Genomic DNA, 20157 nt, shown 5'->3' on the forward strand with positions numbered 1-20157 from the left:
TCCTCACTCGCCTTTTACGGAGAGATTCGCTCGCATCGAAATCCCGTCGCGGTGCTCGCCGGGCACGTACGCGGACTCGCCGCCACACCGCGAGGGGACCCGACACACCTCCAGATACGGCGACAGCGCCCGGTACTGCCCCTCCTCGCGGATCAGCGGCAGCCTGACGACGTACTCGAAGCCGCCGAGGCCACCCTGTCCGACGTAGCCGACCAACCGGAGGTCGCTCTCGCCGTCGTGGGCGACGGTGAGATTCTGCCGGAAGGCGGACGAACGGACGGCGATACTGCCGTCGTCAGCGACCACCGTCGCCTCGATTTCCTCGCTGATCCGGACGGTCGTGCTGTTGCCCTCGCCGTCGACGCTGGCTCGGAGTTGGATTACCTCCGCCGAATCCGGGACGCCGAGCGTGAGATTCATTCGCACCCGTTCGCCGCTGACGTGTTCGATCTGTCGGAGTCGCGGTGCGACCGACCGGCCGGTAAACGGTGCCCACTCGCCGCGGATCGTGTACCGGTACAGCGTCCGCTCGGGGAAGGCTTCTGCCACCGCGAACTCCCGGTGTTGGAGGGCGTAGATCACCTCCCCGTCGAAGCCGGGGTCGTTGCGCAGTTTCTGGAACGGGTGGTTGAGCCAGTCGCCGTACGGCGTCGGCAGATAGACCAGCCCGTTCTCGACGGACTGCTCCTCGAAAGGCTGGTAGGCCGTTTCGTACTCCTGGGTCGTCTCGTAGTTCTCCGCGAGCGGAACGGCGACCGCTCCGGCGGTCACCCCCGCCACGACGAGGACGGCGACGACTCCGATCGTCGGGAGCGCCCGCGCGGCGGGGCCGTCGAGCCGTCGCTGGAGGTCGACGACAGCCGACCAGAGCCACCTGAGCCCCACCGCGCAGAGTGTCACTGTCGACAGCAGCAGTCCGACGTGGTAGTACGGACCGAGCACGGCGACGAGCCCGTCGCTGGGGTCGCCGAGTTCACCGAGGACGTTCAGCGTCCCCCAGAAGTAGACGTTTCCGAGTGTGATCGTCAGCCCCGTCCCGAGGACTGCGAGTAACCGAGGATCGGTCCGTCGCGTCGTGTCTCGGAGGACTGTGCCGGCGCCGACCGCAGCGATCACGCCCCCGAGCGGCGCGGCCGGCACCCACCGGGTGAGATAGTACCAGAGGTTCCGAGCGTTCGCTTCTATTGCCAGCGCGGGCGTGTACTCACGGTCGTAGCCGGCGATTTCCCGTTCACCGAAGCCGAGTCCGTCCCGCGGGGCGAAGGCCTCGTAGGGGAACAGCAGGGGGTCGCCCGTCATGACGGCGTTGTAGCTCAGCGCGACGGTGACGCCGACCAGGCCGAGCGCGGCGATGATCGCCTGTCGCAGTATCGTCGCCCGGTCGAGGCTCCGCAGCGTCCACAGCGCGTGGCAGACGAACGGGGTTGCGAACAGCACGGCAGTGTACGGGCGTGCCCAGAAGGACAGCCCCACCACCGCCCCGGCGACGGCGGCCCACCGTCCGCTGTCGAGGCGGTCGGCCCGAAGATACGCCCACGCGAACAGCAGATTCAACGTGAACGCCGGCACGTACGGGAGAAAGACCGCCGCCTGGAGGACGAACAGCGGTGAGACGACGAGTAGCCCCGCCGCGAGCAGTCCGGTTCTGTCGTCGATCACCTCGCTGACGACGGCGTCGGTCAGCGCGACGGCCAGCGCGGCCAGCACGGCCAGCGTGAGCCGATACGAGCCGACGAGACCGCCGAGCGCGAACAGCCCGGCCGTGACCGGCGTGTACTTGGGGTAGATTCCCTCGCCCTCGGCGACGAAAAACCACGGCCGAAACGACTCCTCGACGGGTGGGTACATCCGCAACTGCCCGTCGAGCAGCATCTCCGCCTGCTGGAGATAGACGGCCTCGTCGTGGTTGGACGTCAGATGCGGGAAGACGCCCTCCCCGATCAGAAAGACGCCGACGCCGGCCAGCACCGCCAGTACCAACGTGGCCTGTCGGTCCCGGGTCAACTCCGAGCGGCACCGCTCTCGCAGTCGATCGAGTCGGGTGTCGGCCGTCGCCGTCATACTGTTCTCACCTCCTCTCCGAGCGCCCGGTGGCTCAGGTGCCGTCGTAGCCGTCCTGCCGAAGGATGACGACCATCGACAGTGCCGAGACACAGACCAAGAGTAGCGCCGGCACGGCGGCCTGACCGTAGTATGCGGCTTCCTGGACCTGCCAGATGTAGGTGACGACCGTCTGGCTGCCGATCGGTGCCAGGATGAGCGTCGCCGGCAACTCCTTCATCGTCGTCAGGAAGACCAGCGCTCCGCCCGCGACCAGCCCCGGGGTGATCTGCGGTAACACCACTCGACGGAACGACCGCAGCGGCGAATCGCCCATCGACCGAGCGGCCTCGACGTACTTGGGGTCGACCTGCAGAATCGAGGATTTCATCGTTCCGATGGCCTGCGGGACGAACCGGATCACGTACGCGAACACGAGGATAACGACCGTCTTGTACAGCGCCACCCGGAGCCCGAAGGAGATCAGCGCGAGACCGACGACGATCCCCGGGGTCGCGTAGCCGATGTAGCTGGCTCGTTCGGGCAGCGAGGCCAGCCTGGAGTCGCCCCGAGCGGAGAGATACGCGAGCGGCAGGCCGACCACCACAGAGATGATCGCCGCCGCGAGCGAGACGCTCATCGAGTTGAGCACGTAGCCGAACTCGAACTCGAAGCCGCCCGCCGCGTAGCCCGGGGAGGGCCGGCGCAGCCACATGACGAGGATGCCGATCGGCAGCGCGAGTCCGAGGCCGGCGATCAGCGCACAGAACCCGACCGCCGGCCACTTCCAGTAGCCGAGACTGATCCGACTCGGGTCGCGGTCGCCGCTCGAGACGTACGCCCCCTCGTTGCTGGCGCTGATGCGCGACTCCAGCCGCAGGATGACGACCGTCAACACCAGCAACAGAAGCGAGAGCACGGCGGCCCGTCCGAGCGCGAAGTTGTCGTACCAGACGTAGATCATCCGGGTGAACACGTCGTAGCGCATGATCTGCGGCGTTCCGAAATCCGACAGCGTGTACAGCGCCACCAGGAGCGATCCGGCCGCGATTCCCGGCTTGATCTGTGGCAGCGTCACCCGCCGAAAGGCCTCCCACCGGGTGTGGTTCAGCGTCCGCGCGGCCTCGACGACCGTCCCGTCGAAGGCGAGCAACGACGCCCGCGTCGTCAGGTAGACGTACGGATACGTGTACAGCGTCAACACGAGCGTCGCGCCGAGCAGTCCGTATATCTCGGGCAGTTGTTCGACACCCAGCGGGGCGAGAATATCCTGTAAGACCCCGCGCGGACCGAACGCCGAGACGAAGGCGAAGGCGCCGATATAGCTGGGAATGACGAGCGGTAGCGCCGCGACGACGGTCCAGAACCGCCGGAAGGGAAGGTCGGTCTGAACGGTCAACACCGCCAGCGGCACGCCGATCAGGATCGAACAGCCCGTGACGGTGGCGGTCAACACCACCGAGTTGACGATGATGTCGAGCGTGTTGGCGCTCGAGACGAACGCGGTGATTTCCTCGAAGCCGAGCGCGCCTGCCTCCCGAAGCAGCCACGCGAACGGCGTCAACAGAAGCAGCGCGATCAGCGTCGCCAGGAGGGCAAGCCCGACCGCGAACGGCCGCGAAGACTCGAATATCGCCTGTAGCCGCTGGCGTCCGTCGTCGAGTCGCGCCAGCAGTCGACGGCGACGGGATCGTTCGGTTGACTCCGGTGTACCGTCCATCCATCTGGAGTTTGGCGTCTGCTCGTTAGAGGATTCCGGTTTCGTTCAACAGTTCGAGCGTCGGTTGCGTGTCTGCCAGTTCCGCGAGATCGATCTCCGGCGGGTTCAGTTCGTCGATGGTCGGCAGTCCACCCACGGGATCGACGCCCGGAATCGTCGGGTACGCGAACGTCCGGGTCGCGAAGAACTCCTGGGCCTCCGCCGAGAGGAGATGTCGGATGAAGTTCTCGGCGAGTTCGGGGCTGCTGGCCCCCTCGATGATCTGCGCACCGGAGACGTTGATCAGCGCGCCCGCGTCGCCGCTGGTGAACGCCAGTTCGATGGGGGCGTTCTGACGCTGGCTGCGGACGCGCAGCGCGTAGTAGTGGTTCGCGAAGCCGGCGTTGAGCGCGCCGTTTGCCACCTCGTTGGAGATGAGGAACTCGTTGTTGAACTCCTCGACACCGGCGCTGACCATGTCGTTCAGCCAGGCTCGCGTCTCGGATTCCCCGCGGATCAGCCGCATCGCGGTGATGAAGGACTGGAAGGCTCCGTAGGTGGGTGCCCAGCCCATCGAGCCGTCGAGCGCCGCCGTCCCGGGGAAGTCCTGCACCGTGTCCGGGATGTCGGAGGCGCTCAGCTGGTTGGTGTTGTACGGCACCGCACGGGCGCGACCGGCGAAACCGATCCATCCCTCGGCCTGTAGCGCCGCGGGGACCAGGTCGGTCGTCTCCGAGGACAGCGACTGTGCCGCGTCGCTCTGTGCGACGTTGCCCAACGCTCCGGCGTCGACCGCGAGGAAAAGGTCCGCTGGGCTCGCGCCGGCGTCGACCTCCTCGGTGATCTGGTTCGAGAGCTGACTCGACGAGCCGCGAGAGGACTCGTACTCGAAGTCCGGGTAGATCTGACCGAACAGATCGATCAGGTCGAGATACAGCCCACTCTCCCCGCCGCCGAGATAGAAGACGAGTTCGCCTTCGAGATCCGGCAGGTCCGCGATCGAGGTCCCGCCGGGCTCGGGCCGTTCCGACACCAGCGGCCCCGAACCGCGGAAATCGGAGATGCTGAACTCGAGCGCTTCGCCGTTGTCGTCCCCGCCTAGCATGCCGAAACAGCCCGCCAGCCCCGCCGTACTCGCCGCCGCGGCACTCGCCAGAAACTGACGGCGTCTCGTGCCGTTCGTCCGCCCGATTCGACTGTCGCTGTGTTCGCGTTCGTTGGTCATTGTTTTAGGGTTGCCTAAATGACGGTTATATGTGTCGGTTCAGTCGTCCGCCGGGACTCGCTTGAGCGCGCTCAGCGCGTCGAGCCAGTCGTGCATGTGCTCGCCGACGTACGGCAGGAACTCGCCGTTGCGGTACGCGTCGGTATCCGCCGCACAGAGCGCGTCGGCCATCGCGCGGTAGGCGTCGACGTAGTTGTCCGCGCCCGTTCCGGCCTCGTCTACTAATTCCCAGATGTGCTCGTTCAGTTCGAGACCGGCGACCTCGTTGTGCAGGTCGTCGAAGGTGGACCGGGCGGCCTTGTTGTGCTCACAGAGCGGCCGGCCGTTGTAGACCTGCTTGCCCAGCAGATCGCAGGCCCGCTTGAGGAAGACGCCGCTCCAGATGTCGTCGAACCGGCCCACGTCCCACTCGTTGTCGTCCATCGGGAGCTGGTAGAAGGCGGGGATCACTTCCCGCCGGAAGGCCAGATTCATCGAACAGACCGTGAGGTAGTTGCCCTCCGCGGCGACGAAATCCGCGCCGAAGTCGTCCTTTTCGGTCCGGGTCTGAGCCTGTCCCTGCAGATCCCCGTCCATCAGGATCCGCACCGCGTCCAGGTCCGGCACGTTCGTCCACAGCCCCTGCGAGGCGACGATATCGCCCTGTTCGATGGTCTCCGTCCCCGTCGTAACCGTCTCGTCCATCGCCGAATACGGGTAGCCGCGTGGATACAACCCGTGTTCCTCCGCCTCCTGATAGAGGACGTTCACCCACTGCGTGTCCGAGGAGACGGACTCGATCTCACCCTCGAAAGCGAGGTTCTCCATGTGACCGCCGAAGAAGTCGCTGTCGTGTGGCAGGGTGTCGTCGTCGATGAAAACGCCGTACTCGAAGCGAGGGTTGTCCCACATGTACAGCAGGCCGAAACTCGTCTCGGCGTGACTCGCCGCCGGCACGACGTGGCCGTACTCCTCGATGTCCCGATCCTCGTACCACTGCTCGCGGCGACTCCCGTCGAAGACCGCCCCGGAGACGTCCAGGTCGTCCAGCATGGCCTCCATCTGCTCCGTCTCGCAGAAGTCCTCCGTCACCAGCACGAAAAACAGCCGCGACGTGTCGAACCCGTGTTCACGGGCGTTCTCGACGTAGGCCCGCACGCAGTCGTACTCCCGAATCGTCGGGACGATCACACAGATGTCTTGCTCTCCTGTCCGCTGTCTCATACGGCCCAATTTTTTAGGCAGACCTAAAGATTTGACGATTCGGCCTCCGGCTGTGGCGGCTCCTCGCTCACCGTGGTCGGGGAGACGTTCAGCGCGAGGGCGCTCGCCGCGCCGCCGAGGACGGTGACGCCGTTTTTCAGGGCGTGGTCGACGATGGCGGCGGCGAGCGCGGTGGCCGCGGCGACCGGTGAGACGGCGACGACCACCGCGGTGAATGCGGCCTCGTACAGCCCGATACCGCCCTGCGAGAGCGGTAGCACCTTCGCCAGGTTCCCGACGGTTACGGCGAGAGTTCCGATGGCGGCGGTCGTCGACGGCGAGAGGGCGTCGGTCACGGCCCGGAGGACCAGCACCGCAGTCAGCACGTCGAGCGCCCAGACCGCGAGACTTCCGACGCCGATTCGACCGATCGCTCGGGGGTCGGCCGCGACGACCCGCACGTCCCCGCCGAAGTTCACGACGGCGTCGACAACCGGAGCGACTGCCGATCCCTCCGCTCGACTCTCAAGCCACGCGCCGAAGTCTCGTCTGCTGCGGGCGAGGGCCACGAGCACGACGGCCGCACAGATCGCACACGCCGCGACGATCCCCGCGCCGAGGATCGTCGGGCTCGACTCCCCCCCGACCGTCTGGCCGTCGAGTACCAGCCACCCGGTCGCAACCGCACCGAAACAGGCCAGCGCGAGCAGATCGAAGAGTCGCTCGACGGTCAGCGACGCCAACCCCGTGGTGTAGGCCACGTCCCGCCGCGTCTTCAGCAGGTACGCCCGGACCCCGTCACCCGCCCGCGCGGGCACGACGAGGTTCGCGAGCTGGCTCACGAAGACCGCGGCCGTGAGGAACCGCCGTCCGCAACGCCGGCCCATGACGCCGAGAATCCGGTCGTACCGGTGACCGCGGAGCGGCCACGACGCCGCGTACACCCCGACCGCCGCGGCCAGCAGTCGGGGGTCCGTCAGCCGAACTGCGTCGACGACGCGGTCTCCATCGACCGTCCTCGACGCGACGACGACTCCGACGACCACCACCAGTATCGTCCCCAGCAGGCTGAGCCGCCGCTGTGTGAGGTAGCTGGCGTCTCCCTCGGCCGACGACTCCATACCCACCGCTGACCGCTCCAAATATTTAAGCCCACCTAAAACTGGATACTCCCGAGGTTCGTCCCGGGATTTATCGAAAGTCCGACCGGAGACGGGCGAAATACTGTGCCCGATCCCGACGTTCGAATCGTCCGGTCGAGCTGTCGCTAACGTGGCAGTAAAAAACGTCGCCCCCAGCGATTCCCCTCTATGCCGTTACGCGGTAGGACGGCTTGTACGCGATTTCGGTCTGGTGACAGCTCGGACAGACGTACTCGGTGAGTTTTGTCGTCTCGTCGTTGTGGCTCATCCGCGTCCCACACGTTGTGCACTCAGGCATTACGATTCGACGTTAACAACCATGACATTAAAGCCTTATGTTCCTATTATCGATTATACAATGTTAGGGTGGCCGCGGCCCTCGGTGGGACCTAGATGGTAACACTTAGCATACTACGGGCGCGGCGAATCGGCCACCTCCGACGGTCGGGGCTCTGTCGGTTTCAGCGGTTGCCTCGTGACGGTAGACGAAAAGTTCGCAGTTTCGGGCTCCGCGGCGAGACGGGAGTTTTTCGATTTCTGACGGCTGTGCCGTCAGCGCCTGGAAGGGCGGTTAGGCTAGCTTTTCGATGTTGTTGACGACTTCCTCGGCGTACTCGCTGGTGGCGAGCTTTTCGCCGCCCTCGATCTGGCGGTGGAGGTCGTAGGTGACCTTCTTCGAGGAGATGGTCTCCTCGACGGCGTCGCGGATGAGCTGTGCGGCGTCGTTCCAGCCCATGTAGTCGTACAGCAGCACGCCGGAGAGGATGATCGCGGTCGGGTTGACCTTGTCCTGGCCGGCGTATTTCGGCGCGGAGCCGTGGACCGGCTCGGCCAGACAGAGGGCGTTGCCGAAGTTCGCGCCCGGCGCGATGCCGAGCCCGCCGATCTGTGCGCCACAGGCGTCGGAGAGGTAATCGCCGTTGAGGTTCGGCATCGCCAGCACGTCGTAGTTCTCGGTTCGGGTGAGAATCTGCTGGAGCATGTTGTCGGCGATGCGGTCGTTGACGACGACGGCGTCCTCGGGCTGTTCGCCGTCACGCTCCTCCCAGAGGGTGTCCTCGGTGATGACCTCGTCGCCGTACTCCTCCTCTGCGACCTCGTAGCCCCAGTCGCGGAACTGGCCCTCGGTGAACTTCATGATGTTCCCCTTGTGGACCAGCGTGACCGAGTCGCGGTCGTGTTCGAGCGCGTAGTCGATGGCGCGGCGGACGAGCCGTTTCGTCCCGAACTCCGTGATCGGCTTGACGCCGATTCCGACCGCTCCCTCGTGGATCGTGTCGTCGAAGCCCATCTCCTCCTCGACGAACTCCCGGACCCGCTCGACTTCCTCGGTTCCTTCCTCCCACTCGATGCCGGCGTAGACGTCCTCGGTGTTCTCCCGGAACGTGACCATGTCCATCTGCTCCGGGTTCGTGACCGGAGACGGCACCCCCTCGAGGTGGTAGGTCGGCCGGACGTTCGCGTAGGTGTCGAGTTTCTTCCGCAGCGCGACGTTCAGCGAGCGGAACCCGGCCCCGACCGGCGTCGTGAGCGGCCCCTTGATCGCGATCCGGAACTCTTCGATCGCCTTGACGGTGTCGTCGGGCAGGTTCTCCCCGTACTTCTCGCGGGCGCTCTCCCCCGCGTAGATCCGCATCCAGCTCACGTCTCGACCGGTCGCCTGCGCGGCGGCGGTCAGTACCTTCTGTGCGGCTGGCCCGACGTCCGTTCCGATCCCGTCACCGTACAGAATCGGGATGATCGGGTGATCCGGCACCTCGAACTCGTCTGCTTCCTCGTCGAGTACCTCTACCCGTTCGCCTTCGTCGGGTACCTCGATTTGCTCGAATTCCATATACCGGGTGTTCTCCTTGCGGGGGTAAAGTAATGCCGCTTTCTTCGCCACGGTTTGTCATGGTTTTTCCTTGAAGTTCCGGCGGTGACCGCCGCCAGCGGTACACATTCGGTCGTGGGAATTATTACTGGGTCGGTCGATCATCAACTATGCATCTGCTCGCCCACGGCGGGGCCGGCAGCCGTCCCGGTGAACCGACACAGCGACAGGCCGTGCTCGACCGCGCCGCGGCGGCCGGCGTCGACCCGGACAGTCCCGCAGAGGCCGTCGTCGCCGCAGTGACGGTGCTGGAGTCTGATCCGCGATTCAACGCCGGCGTCGGCAGTGCGGTCCAGAGCGACGGCGTGATCCGGACGGACGGCGGGTTCATGCTCGACGACGGGACGACCGGTGCCGCCTGCTCGATGCCCGGTGTCGAACGCGCAATCGAGGTGGCGCGGCTGGTCGCGGAGGAGACACCACACATCCTCCTCTCGGGGGATCACGCTGTCGAGTTCGCGCGTGCGCACGGCGTCGAGACAGACCGGGACCTCTGGTGTGACCGGACCCGGGACCGCTGGGCCGACCTCTCGGATCGGAGCGGCGCCGGGGTCCGCGACCAACTCGACTGGGTGCGCGAGCAGTTCGGCGGCACCGATACGGTCGGGGCAGTCGCGACCGACGGCGACCGACTGGCGGCGGCGACCTCCACGGGCGGGCGATGGGCCGCCCTCGCCGGCCGCGTCGGCGACGTTCCGCAGGTCGGCAGCGGCTTCTACGCGAGCACGGAGGCGGCCGTAAGCGCCACTGGCGCCGGCGAGGCGATCGCTCGGTTCGGGCTCGCCCGCCGGGTCGCCAACGCCATCGACGACGGCGACGACCCACAGACAGCGACCGACCGGCTGATCCGGGCGTTCGGCAGCGAGACCGGCGAGCAGGCGGGCGTGATCGCGGTCGACTCCGCGGGTCGGATGGGATCGGCGTTCAACTCCGAGGCGATGCAGACCGCCAGCGCCCGAGAGCGGTAACACTTTGACTGTCTGCCCCGAACCCGGTTTCATGAGCGACGTGGATTTCGATTCCGAGCAGTACCAGAAACACCGGGAGGCCGGAGAGATTCTCGCCACCGTCCGCGAGGAGACCGTCGAGCGGATCGAGGTCGGGGCGAGCCACCTCGAAGTCGCCGAGTTCGCCGAGAACCGGATCCGGGAACTCGGCGGCGAACCCGCCTTCCCGCTGAATATCTCCGTCGACGAGGAGGCGGCCCACGCCACCCCGCGGATCGGCGACGACTCGACGTTCGGCGAGGAGATGATCAACATCGACATCGGCGTCCACGTCGACGGCTGGCTTGCCGACTCCGCGATCACCGTCGACCTCTCGGGCAACGACGAACTCGTCGAGGCCTCCGCGGAGGCGCTGAACGCCGCTATCGAGATGATCGAACCCGGTATCGACACCGCGACGCTGGGCGACGTTATCGGCCGGACCATCGACGGCTACGGCTACAACCCGGTCGTCAACCTCACCGGCCACGGTCTCGGCCACTGGGAACAGCACACGACGCCGAACATTCCGAACCGAAAGGTTCCCCAGGGGACGACACTGGAAGCCGGCGACGTGGTGGCAATCGAACCCTTCGCCACCGACGGCGGCGGCAAAGTCCAGGAGGGCAGCGAGGAGGAGATTTTCGCCTTGGAGACGGACAAATCCATCCGTGACCGCCAGGCCCGGCAGGCCCTCGAACAGATCACCGAGGAGTTCAGGACGCTGCCGTTCGCCACCCGATGGCTCGACGTTGCTCGGCCGGAGATGGCGCTGCGCCGTCTCAAACAGGAGGATGTCGTCCACGGCTACCCGGTGCTCAAAGAGCAGGCGGGCTATTACGTCAGCCAGAAAGAGCACACCGTCATCGTCACCGAAGACGGCTGTGAAGTCACGACCCGCTGATCCCGCTCACGCGTTGTTCATCCGGCGTTTTGTCGTTGTACCGCACTCGCTGCACGTACTGACCCGGTACGGCTCCCGGGAGTACTCGGCGTTCTGTTGTTTGCCACTCTCTGTGAGAATCTCGACTGACACTTCGTGCGGGGTCTGCTGTTCACAGCGCGGGCACTCTTCGGTGATGTCTGCGACCGATTCGTCTGTCGTTGCCATCGTACCTTCCTCTCTGTCCTATATGGATATAAAAAAGCGAGATCGTTGAGTCTGTTCATCACAAAGTTCGCTCCCAGATCAGTCTTTTCCCGATTTCTCCTCCGATGAGGCCTTTTTTCGCCGTCTGAAATCGCTGGTTCGACTGTTCTAGCCCTGAACGGCCGATATCTTTTTATAGCTTCACCAGCGGGTAGCTCTGCGCCGGTACCCGTTCTCACGATTGAGAATTGGGGCTGCCGCGGGGCCGACTCCACCTCGTCCTCCGGAATCCGGGATTCTTTTACTCGATAATCCCCTCGAACGCCTATGAACGAGACGGCGATCCTTCACATCGTCTTCGCGCTGTCGGTCGGCGCGGGGATTCTCGTCCAGTCGCTGCCGCTTCGCATCGGACTGTTCGCCTTCGGTGGCGCGTGTTTCGTCGCGGGCGTCGTCCTCGCGCGACGGGGGGACAACAACCCCGACTACGCCGCCGACTCGTGAGCTGTCTCACCGGCACTGCTCTCGCCTTCCGGTGTGGTCGGTCACGCGTCGAATACGTTGAAGTGGCTGTAGCCGTTTCGCCGGATATGGACCAGATCTTCGCACCGTGGCGTATCGACTGGGTCGAACGCGAGGGCAACGAGGAGTTCGACGACTGCGTCTTCTGTGAACTTCCCGACGCTGACGGCTCCGACCGGGAGTACAACCTGCTCGCGCGCGGCGAACACGCGTTCGTCCTGTTGAACAACTACCCCTACAACCCCGGCCACGCGATGGTGATCCCACACGAACACACCGGCGAGTACCGCGACCTCGACGAGACGAGTCTCCTCGCGAAGGAACGGCTGGTCCAGCGGACAATCGACGCGATGGACGAGGCCCTCCGACCCGACGGATACAACGTCGGCTACAACCTCGGCCACGCCGCCGCGGGCGGGTCGATCGGTGATCACCTCCACGCCCACATCGTCCCCCGCTGGGAGGGCGATACGAACTTCATGCCCGCCATCGGGGAGACGAACGTGATCGTCGAGGCCGTCACGGACACCTACGACAGACTTCACGAGGCCTTCGAGGCTCAGGACGGTGTCACGAGCGACCGCCCGGAGCGCGCCGTCAGCGTCGACGCCCGTTGATGTTCGGGAGAAGATTTATCGCTGAGAGAACATAGTTTGTTGCGGTGCGGTCGAACGCACCCTGTTGACGGTCCAGTCCCTCGCCCGTTGTGTCTCGCACAGGCCACCCACCCCCAGGCCGTGCGAGCCATTTTTCATCGGTCGGTCGTATGTGTACACATGCGTCACAGTGACAGCAGTTCCCACGGCTGCGGGTTGGACGACGACCCCGAAGAGGCCGCCCAGAAGACGGCGACCGCGACCGGGTTCACCGGGTCGGTTCTGGGCTCTGTCGGCGGGCCGGTCGGTGCCGCCGTCAACGGACTCGTCTGGGGAACCGCCGGCTACGTCGCCGGCTACGCCGCTGCGAGTGCCAGACAACACCGACGCGAGGAGTCGGCCCACGCCGACCACGACGAGTCCACCAACCACCGCGACGACCCGAACGGCGACGCTGCGACCGAATAGCCCCACTACCGTGGGTGTTAATTGGATGGACCCTCCTACGGCGATGTATGAGTGACTCGGAAGGCGGCCCGAAACAGGTAGACAACCCCAGCTACCACAGCGACGATCACACCGCCGTCCAGACCTGCGGGTGGACGAAAAACGCCCTCCGAGGGGAGGGCAAGTGTTACAAGAATATCTTCTACGGCATCGAGTCCCACCGCTGTGTCCAGATGACGCCGGTCGTCAAGTGCAACGAACGCTGTGTTTTCTGCTGGCGTGACCACGCCGGCCACGCCTACGAACTCGGTGACGTGGAGTGGGACGACCCCGCCGCCGTCGCCGACGCGTCGATCGAACTGCAGCGGAAACTGCTCTCCGGGTTCGGGGGCAACGAGGAGGTCCCTCGCGAGCGGTTCGACGAGGCGATGGAACCGCGCCACGTCGCCATCTCGCTGGACGGCGAACCGACGCTGTACCCGTATCTCGACGAACTGATCGAGGAGTTCCACGACCGCGACATCACGACCTTTCTCGTCTCGAACGGCACCAGACCAGAGGTGCTCGCCGACTGCGACCCGACTCAACTGTACGTCTCCGTCGACGCCCCGGACCGACAGACCTTCGAGTCGACGGTCAACGCCGTCGAGGACGACGCCTGGGAGCGACTGATCGAGACTCTCGACGTCCTCTCCGAGAAAGACGAGACCCGGACGGTGATCCGGACGACGCTGGTAGACGGCCACAACATGCACCATCCCGAGTGGTACGCGACGATGTGCGAACGCGCCCGAGCGGATTTCGTCGAACTGAAAGCCTACATGCACGTCGGCCACTCGCGGGGCCGCCTCGACCGCGACTCGATGCCCGACCACGAGGATGTCGTCGCGTTCGCAGAGGAGATGCGGCAGTATCTCCCGCACGACGAACTCAAACAGGTGCCCGCCTCCCGGGTTGCGATGCTCGCCCTCGACGACGACACCTGGGTGCCGAAACTGAAGAAAACCTCCGAGTTCTGGGCCCGGGATCCGCTCGCCGAGTGAACAGCTATCAGTATCGAAAATTGGACGCTCGGGAACCGTTATACCAGTCTGCGCCGAACCGCTCACAACGACCAGACAGGGGCGCGATTATGTCACTCACCAGAACTATCCTGCGAGAGAAGCTCACCCCGGGCGGCTCTACCGACGACCCCGAGGAGGCGGTCCTCGACGCGCTCGACGGCTCCATCGAGTCGGGGGAGGAGATCAAATACCAGTTGCCGGGGAAAGGAACGATCGTTCGGGAGCAGGACGGTCAGACACGCGAACGGACCGTGGCGGGTGACGCAACGGCGCTTGCCGTCGTCACGGATCGGAAACTCGTTTTCGTCCTCGCTGGGCCCGACCAATCCTCGCGGATCGATCTCTCCTACACCGAACTCAAGTCCGTCGACGCCGACGACGGCCTGTTGCGTTCGACGCTGACCGTCGAGGTCTGGGGTGCCGGCGAGTACCGCTTCGCGATTGCCGACGCCTCCGACCTCGGGGCCGCAGTCCAGTACCTCCAGCAGTCCAGTGAGTGCTGGGACCGGGTTATCGCGGTCCTGGAGGACGCCGCCGACCGGACCGCGGAGATGGGCGAGCGGATCGAGGCGGGGGACCTCGAAGCCGCCAGGGAGAAACGGGAGGCGGCGACGGCCAAGATCGACCGGAGCAGGGAGTATCTCGCCCGGTTCGACATCGAACCGCCGACCGCCCTGGAGACGAAAATCGCGGCGGCCGAGCGCGAACGCGACCGCACTGAGATCCGCACGCGCATCGCCCGTGCGGAGACACTGATCACCGAGGGGACGCACTACACCGACGCCAGGGAGTACACGCGGGCCTACCGGAGCTTCTGGTACGCGCGGGATCATCTCGAAACCGCCGCGTCGATCGCGCGCAGCGGCGACGTGACCGAACCGGCGGAGATCGACGCGAAACTGGAGACCCTCGAAACGCGTCTGTCACACCTCGAAGTCCGACCCAGGGCGCTCGCCCGCCAGGCCTGCGAGCGGGCCGAAGGGACCGACAAACTGGCCGTCGAGGTCGAGGCCTGGCAGGAGGCCTTCGAGCACTACCGCGATGCGCTGACCGCTGGCTGGGGGACCGACCTGGAGTTCTCCGGCGACGTCGAGACGCTTCGCTCCCGGATCGAGACCGTCGTCGGGACGCTGATCGAGCGCCGGGCGGATCTCGCCGCGGATCTCGAAGCCGAGGGGGACGACTGCCGCGAACGGGATCCGGCGACGGCCCGACGGCGGTACGACGAGGCGCTCGAACAGCTCGAAGCCGCCCTCCAACTCGCCCGGGAGTTCCGGTCGGGTGACCCCGACGCGCTCGCGACGGACCGGGAGCGGATCGGGGCCAAGCGGTACAACGTCGACGGGTAACCGTCACGCCGACCGCCAGCCATTTACTGCCAGCCGCCGACCTGTTAGGTATGAGTGAGTTGACAGCGACGCTGCACACGAGCAAGGGCGACATCGAGATCGAACTCTACGAGGACAAGGTTCCCAACACGGTCGAGAACTTCGTCGGACTCGCGACCGGTGAGCAGGAGTGGGAGGATCCCGAGACCGGCGAGACCCGGACCGATCCGCTGTACGACGACGTGCTCTTTCACCGCGTCATCGACGACTTCATGATCCAGACCGGCGACCCGACGGGGACGGGCCGGGGCGGACCGGGCTACACCTTCGACGACGAGTTCCACGAGGATCTGCGCCACGACGGCCCCGGCAAGGTGTCGATGGCCAACCGCGGCCCCAACACCAACGGCTCGCAGTTTTTCATCACGCTGGCGGCCCAGCCGCATCTCGACGACAAACACGCCGTCTTCGGTGAAGTGATCGACGGGATGGACGTCGTCGAGGAGATCGGTTCGGCCGACGTCGACGGACAGGACAAGCCGACCGAGGACATCCTGCTCGAATCCGTCGAGATTCACGACTAATGGCCGACGAGCCGATCGATCCCGCGGAGATCGGCGGTGAGGACGAGCCGCCGATCGAGGAGAAGCCGTACAAGATCATCTTCGAGGCGAACAAGTGTATCGGGGCCGGCAAGTGCGCCGAGGTCTCGGAGAACTGGGAGTTGGATCTCTCGACGGGCATCGCCAGCCCGAACAGCTACTTCATCGACGACTCCCAACTCGAAGCCAACGTCCGGGCGGCGGAGGTCTGCCCGGCGAAAAAGGACGACGGAGTCATCCACGTCATCGACCGCGAGAGCGGCGAGGAACTCGCCCCGGACCCCGACGGCGACGGCTCGCTGTCGGTCGACTGGTAGTCAGACCCCGTCGGGGGCCTCCCACTCCTCGGCCAGCACGCCGTACCGGAGGATGTCCTGATACTCGCCGTCGATAAACGTCGCCTCCCGCCGTCTCCCCTCCTCCCTGAAGCCCAGGCTCTCCAGTAGGGCCTGTGAGGCGTCGTTGAACTCGAAGACCCGGGCTTCGATCCGGTGACACCCTCGCTGGCTGAACCCGTACTCGGTGAGCAGGGCGGCGGCGTCCGACCCGTACCCCTGGTTGTGGTGTTCGGGTGCGATCCAGTAGCCCAGTTCTCCGCTCTGGACCGCCCGCTGGTCGAGGTCCAGTCCGACGGTCCCGACCGCCTCGCCCTCGGCACAGACGAGCAACTGGACCGATCCGTCGTCGCAGACGACGTCCTCGAAAAACTCCCGCTCCTGTTCGGCGTTGACGGGATCTGACCGTCCGATTCCCCGCCACACCTCGGGATCGTTGACGTACCGCTGTAGCACGGGGAGATCTTCCTCCTCGATAGTCCGCAGTGTCACCTGTGCTCCGTCGATAAACGTTGGACCGGGCATGTACCATCCCTCGCGGGCCTGTCAGAAAACGGTAGTGTACGTGTGCTATCACGCCTCACGCTACTGCCGGGGTGATTTTTGCCCGCTCGGCCCAACTAGCGGGTATGTGCAGGCAGTTGCGCGAACACGTCTGGTGGATCGATCTGTCGGGTGTCAACGCCTATCTCGTCGACGACGACGGTACGTGGACACTTATCGACGCGGGGATGCCGTGGCACCACGAGGAGATCCAGCAGGCCGTCGCGGAGGTGGCAGGATCGATAGCGGCCGTCGACCGCGTGCTGCTCACGCACTACGACCTCGATCACGTCGGGGCGCTCGCCCGTCTCGACGGCCTCGACGCTCCGATCTACGTCGGACGGGCCGATTATCCCTTCCTCGTCGGCCAGCACAAACCGCCGTTGAACAACCACAAGGGCGCGTTCCAGCGAGCCGTCGGCTGGCTCGTCGACTCCCCGGACGGCCCGGTCGAGACCATCGAAGACGGCGATCAGATCGGGAGCTTCACCGCACACCACGCGCCGGGGCACACCCCCGGACACACCGTCTACGCGAGTGAAACGCTCTCGACGGGGATCCTGGGTGATCTCGTCCGCGAGGACGACGGCGAACTCGTTCCCTCGCCGTACGTCATCAGCTACGATACCGACGACGTTCGTGACTCGCTTCGAGCGCTGCCGGACGAACTGCCGGCGTTCGAGGCCGCCTGCCAGGGCCACGGCGTGCCGTTCCGCGAGGGCGGGTACGACCGACTCCGGGAGTGTGCGGCCGGGTACTAGATCAGCGCCAGCGCGACCGCTCCGGCGAGGACGACGAACAGGAGCGCACCGACGACCAGTATGGCCATGAGCCGTTCGAGGGAGCGCTCGGGGAGGGGATCGTTCGACATCGGGTCCGGCTACGGGCCGAGCGGCTAAAACCGCTCGTCCCCGGGAACCCACGGACTTAAGACCGATCGGCGGGCAGTACGACCGTGGAGCCTTCGCGTATCTTCGAGGAGTTCCCCGCCCCCTCCTACCGCGGCGCACAGAAGCAGGCGCTGTCGGACATCAAAGACGCCTTCGAGGCGGGCAACGACGTCGTCTTGGTCCGCGCTCCGACCGGCAGCGGGAAGTCCCTGCTCGCCCGCGCCGTCGCGGGGTGTGCCGCCCGCCCGAGCGAGGTCGGTCCGGAGGAGCCAGTCGGGGCGTTCTACACGACGCCGCAGGTCTCACAGCTAGACGACGTGGCCGGGGATCCGCTGCTCGACGACCTGAATATCATCCGGGGGAAGAACAACTACTCCTGTATCCTCCCCGGCGAGACGGACACGCCGGTCAACCAGGCCCCCTGCGCCCGCGAGCGGGAGTTCGACTGCCAGGTCAAACACCGGTGTCCGTACTTCTCGGACCGATCTATCGCCGCCAACCGCGAGATTGCGGCGATGACGCTCGCGTACTTCATGCAGACCGCGGGCTCGGACGTCTTCGGCCAGCGCGACGTGGTGGTCATCGACGAGGCCCACGGACTGGGCGACTGGGCGGAGATGTACGCCGCTATCGAACTCGGCCCCTCGACCGTGCCCCCGTGGGACGACGTTCGACCCGACGAGATCGACGGACTTGACGATGCCGCCGAGTACGCCGAGTACCTGACGACGATCTGTGACCGGGGGCTGGACTCGCTGCGGGGCAACGCCGAACTCTCTCCGGAGGAGGTCCAGAAACGCGACCAACTGACGACGCTTCGGACCGACCTGAACTGGTTTCTGGAGGAGTACCGCGATCCCGACAGCGCGACGACGTGGGTCGTCGACCAGCACGGCGACGCGGGCGCGCCGGTGACGATCAAGCCGGTCAACCCCGAGCGGTATCTCAAACACACGGTCTGGGACCGCGGGAAGACGTTCCTCCTGCTGTCGGCGACGATTCTCAGCCGCGACGCCTTCTGCGCCGGCGTCGGCCTCGACACCGACCGCGTCGGGATGGTCGAGGTGCCGCACACCTTCCCGCTGGAACACCGGCCGCTGTTCGACGTGACCCAGGGGAAGATGACCTACGAACACCGCGAGCAGACACTGCCGAAACTCGCTCGGGTGCTCGTCCGCCTGATGGCCCACCACCCCGAGGAGAAGGGCCTGGTCCACTGCCACTCATACGCGATCCAGGAGCGACTCGAAACGCTGTTGCAGGAGTTCGGCGTCGGCGCCCGGATTCGTAGCCACGACCGCGAGGACCGGGACGGCCAACTCGCCGCCTGGCAGCGCAGCGACGACCCGACGGTCTTTCTCTCGGTCAAGATGGAGGAAGCGCTGGACCTGGAGGGTGATCTCTGCCGCTGGCAACTCCTCTGTAAGGCACCCTATCCCAACACGAACGACTCCCGGGTCGCACGCCGACTCGAAGACGGCCAGTGGGCGTGGTACTACCGGACGGCGCTTCGGACGGTCATCCAGGCCTGCGGCCGGGTCGTTCGCTCCCCCGACGATTACGGCTACACCTACCTCGGTGACAGTTCGCTGCTCGAACTGTTCGAGCGAGCGCGGACGGATATGCCGGACTGGTTTCAGGCACAGGTCGAGGCGATGGAACGACCGGATCTCCCGGAGTTTTCGCCGGAGGCGGCACGCGGCGAGACGACGACACGGAAACAGCGGACGAGCAGACGATCACGCGAGCAACGAGACGCCGACGATCACCCTCTCTCCGACGTCTGGGGCGAGTGAGCGAGCTACAGTTCTCGGGCCATCATCACCTCGTCGATGTAGTGGCCGTTGAGTTTGTAGTGGTCCTCTCGAACCGCCTCGGTCTCGAAGCCGTGGTCCTCCAGGAAGTCGATTGCCGACTGGTTTTTCGCTGGAATCGCGTTGTACAGTTTCTCCAGACCCTGATCGTCGGCCCAGTCGACGCCGTGTTCGAGCAGGTGGCTTCCGATCCCCTGGCCTCGATACGCCTCCAAGACGCCGAGGGTGAGTTCGGCGGTGTGTTTCAATTTCTCCAGGTCGACGTGTTTCAGGTGGACCCAGCCGACGACATCACCCTCGACACAGGCGACGAAGAACATCCGCGATTCGATCTCGTTGTGCCGGATGAGCACGCCCTCGCTGTCGACGATGTCCGCCACCGTCTCCGCTTTGACGTACTCGCCGCTGCCGATCGCCGCCCGAATCGCCCCGACCAGTCCGGTCAAATCCTCCTCGCGGGCCTGCCTGATCGTGTAGGAGACCTCTTCGGTCTCGTATTCCTGTCGATCGCCCGCGTCGAAGGCGATCCGCAGTTTTCCGTCGACCTCCTCGATGACGTTGTCCCGCTTTAGAATCGCGACGTGGTGGCCGAACTGTCGTTTCTCCATCCCCAGCGCGCGCCGGACGCTCCCCGGGCGCGTCGCCCCCTCTCGTTCGACGTACTCGTAGACGTCTCGCCTGTCGTCGTGGCTGATCTCCGGTTTCTCTAACGCTTCCATGGTGTGTCATACCACATCATAGTACTTAATTCATCCGGCGAAAAATGCCGGCTGTTTGCC

The 20157-nt window shown here is 65.5% G+C and carries 21 protein-coding genes; 11 read left to right on the forward strand and 10 right to left on the reverse strand.

Annotation, left to right across the window (positions count from 1 at the left end):
• Nucleotides 1-3 precede the first annotated feature (3 nt).
• From GRX03_RS02560 to icd, 7 genes are all read right to left on the reverse strand, one after another.
• The gene (locus GRX03_RS02560) at nt 4-2061 is read right to left on the reverse strand and encodes an ArnT family glycosyltransferase (RefSeq protein ID WP_159762615.1); all 2058 of its coding nucleotides are present in this window, start codon (nt 2059-2061) and stop codon (nt 4-6) included.
• Nucleotides 2062-2095: 34 nt separating this feature from the next.
• A complete protein-coding gene (locus tag GRX03_RS02565; protein WP_159762616.1) occupies nt 2096-3760 on the reverse strand; it encodes an ABC transporter permease in 1665 nt (554 codons plus the stop codon).
• A 25-nt stretch (nt 3761-3785) separates the two neighbouring features.
• Nucleotides 3786-4964 carry an extracellular solute-binding protein gene (locus tag GRX03_RS02570; protein ID WP_159762617.1) on the reverse strand — a complete coding sequence of 393 codons (1179 nt, stop codon included), beginning with the start codon at nt 4962-4964 and terminating at the stop codon, nt 3786-3788.
• A 39-nt stretch (nt 4965-5003) separates the two neighbouring features.
• Complete coding sequence (locus tag GRX03_RS02575; RefSeq protein WP_159762618.1) at nt 5004-6167, reverse strand: alpha-1 4-glucan-protein synthase; 1164 nt, start codon at nt 6165-6167, stop codon at nt 5004-5006.
• A gap of 23 nt (nt 6168-6190) precedes the next feature.
• Complete coding sequence (locus GRX03_RS02580) at nt 6191-7267, reverse strand: lysylphosphatidylglycerol synthase transmembrane domain-containing protein (protein WP_159762619.1); 1077 nt, start codon at nt 7265-7267, stop codon at nt 6191-6193.
• Nucleotides 7268-7454: 187 nt separating this feature from the next.
• Nucleotides 7455-7586: a hypothetical protein gene (locus GRX03_RS16845; protein WP_267902752.1), complete on the reverse strand. Its 132-nt coding sequence runs from the start codon at nt 7584-7586 to the stop codon at nt 7455-7457.
• Nucleotides 7587-7859: 273 nt separating this feature from the next.
• Entirely contained in the window at nt 7860-9122 is a 1263-nt protein-coding gene (gene icd / locus GRX03_RS02585; protein ID WP_159762620.1) for an isocitrate dehydrogenase (NADP(+)), read from the reverse strand.
• A 149-nt stretch (nt 9123-9271) separates the two neighbouring features.
• Between icd and GRX03_RS02590 the strand changes: the two genes are divergently transcribed.
• Both GRX03_RS02590 and map read left to right on the forward strand, forming a co-directional pair.
• Nucleotides 9272-10129, forward strand: a complete 858-nt coding sequence (locus GRX03_RS02590) for an isoaspartyl peptidase/L-asparaginase (RefSeq protein WP_159762621.1) — start codon at nt 9272-9274, stop codon at nt 10127-10129.
• 31 nt (nt 10130-10160) lie between these two features.
• The gene (map, locus tag GRX03_RS02595; protein ID WP_159762622.1) at nt 10161-11051 is read left to right on the forward strand and encodes a type II methionyl aminopeptidase; all 891 of its coding nucleotides are present in this window, start codon (nt 10161-10163) and stop codon (nt 11049-11051) included.
• Nucleotides 11052-11057: 6 nt separating this feature from the next.
• On the opposite strand, the gene GRX03_RS02600 is transcribed toward map, so the two are convergent.
• Nucleotides 11058-11258, reverse strand: a complete 201-nt coding sequence (locus GRX03_RS02600) for a DUF7835 family putative zinc beta-ribbon protein (RefSeq protein WP_159762623.1) — start codon at nt 11256-11258, stop codon at nt 11058-11060.
• Between the two features lie 306 nt (nt 11259-11564).
• Between GRX03_RS02600 and GRX03_RS16485 the strand changes: the two genes are divergently transcribed.
• The 7 genes from GRX03_RS16485 (at nt 11565) to GRX03_RS02630 (ending at nt 16113) form a co-directional block, all read left to right on the forward strand.
• Nucleotides 11565-11741 carry a hypothetical protein gene (locus GRX03_RS16485; RefSeq protein WP_201289159.1) on the forward strand — a complete coding sequence of 59 codons (177 nt, stop codon included), beginning with the start codon at nt 11565-11567 and terminating at the stop codon, nt 11739-11741.
• An 86-nt stretch (nt 11742-11827) separates the two neighbouring features.
• Complete coding sequence (locus GRX03_RS02605) at nt 11828-12376, forward strand: HIT family protein (RefSeq protein WP_159762624.1); 549 nt, start codon at nt 11828-11830, stop codon at nt 12374-12376.
• A gap of 159 nt (nt 12377-12535) precedes the next feature.
• Entirely contained in the window at nt 12536-12823 is a 288-nt protein-coding gene (locus GRX03_RS02610) for a hypothetical protein (protein ID WP_159762625.1), read from the forward strand.
• A 47-nt stretch (nt 12824-12870) separates the two neighbouring features.
• Complete coding sequence (twy1, locus tag GRX03_RS02615; protein ID WP_159762626.1) at nt 12871-13845, forward strand: 4-demethylwyosine synthase TYW1; 975 nt, start codon at nt 12871-12873, stop codon at nt 13843-13845.
• An 89-nt stretch (nt 13846-13934) separates the two neighbouring features.
• The gene (locus GRX03_RS02620) at nt 13935-15215 is read left to right on the forward strand and encodes a PH domain-containing protein (RefSeq protein ID WP_159762627.1); all 1281 of its coding nucleotides are present in this window, start codon (nt 13935-13937) and stop codon (nt 15213-15215) included.
• A 50-nt stretch (nt 15216-15265) separates the two neighbouring features.
• Nucleotides 15266-15778, forward strand: a complete 513-nt coding sequence (locus GRX03_RS02625) for a peptidylprolyl isomerase (protein ID WP_159762628.1) — start codon at nt 15266-15268, stop codon at nt 15776-15778.
• Nucleotides 15778-16113, forward strand: a complete 336-nt coding sequence (locus GRX03_RS02630; RefSeq protein ID WP_159762629.1) for a ferredoxin — start codon at nt 15778-15780, stop codon at nt 16111-16113. The genes GRX03_RS02625 and GRX03_RS02630 overlap by 1 nt, the downstream gene beginning before the upstream one ends.
• Here GRX03_RS02630 and GRX03_RS02635 read toward each other — a convergent pair whose 3' ends face one another.
• Nucleotides 16114-16656 (reverse strand): GNAT family N-acetyltransferase, encoded by a 543-nt coding sequence (locus tag GRX03_RS02635; protein ID WP_159762630.1) that lies wholly within the window; start codon nt 16654-16656, stop codon nt 16114-16116.
• 104 nt (nt 16657-16760) lie between these two features.
• On the opposite strand from GRX03_RS02635, the gene GRX03_RS02640 reads away from it, so the two are divergent.
• Together GRX03_RS02640 and GRX03_RS02645 are read left to right on the forward strand one after the other, a co-directional pair.
• Nucleotides 16761-17435 (forward strand): MBL fold metallo-hydrolase, encoded by a 675-nt coding sequence (locus tag GRX03_RS02640; RefSeq protein WP_159762631.1) that lies wholly within the window; start codon nt 16761-16763, stop codon nt 17433-17435.
• Nucleotides 17436-17629: 194 nt separating this feature from the next.
• Nucleotides 17630-19360 (forward strand): helicase C-terminal domain-containing protein, encoded by a 1731-nt coding sequence (locus GRX03_RS02645; RefSeq protein ID WP_368277906.1) that lies wholly within the window; start codon nt 17630-17632, stop codon nt 19358-19360.
• Nucleotides 19361-19365: 5 nt separating this feature from the next.
• On the opposite strand, the gene GRX03_RS02650 is transcribed toward GRX03_RS02645, so the two are convergent.
• Nucleotides 19366-20097 (reverse strand): GNAT family N-acetyltransferase, encoded by a 732-nt coding sequence (locus GRX03_RS02650; protein ID WP_159762632.1) that lies wholly within the window; start codon nt 20095-20097, stop codon nt 19366-19368.
• Nucleotides 20098-20157: the final 60 nt, after the last annotated feature.

It is taken from the genome of Halovenus carboxidivorans, assembly GCF_009831575.1.
Classification (GTDB): Archaea; Halobacteriota; Halobacteria; order Halobacteriales; family Haloarculaceae; genus Halovenus; species Halovenus carboxidivorans.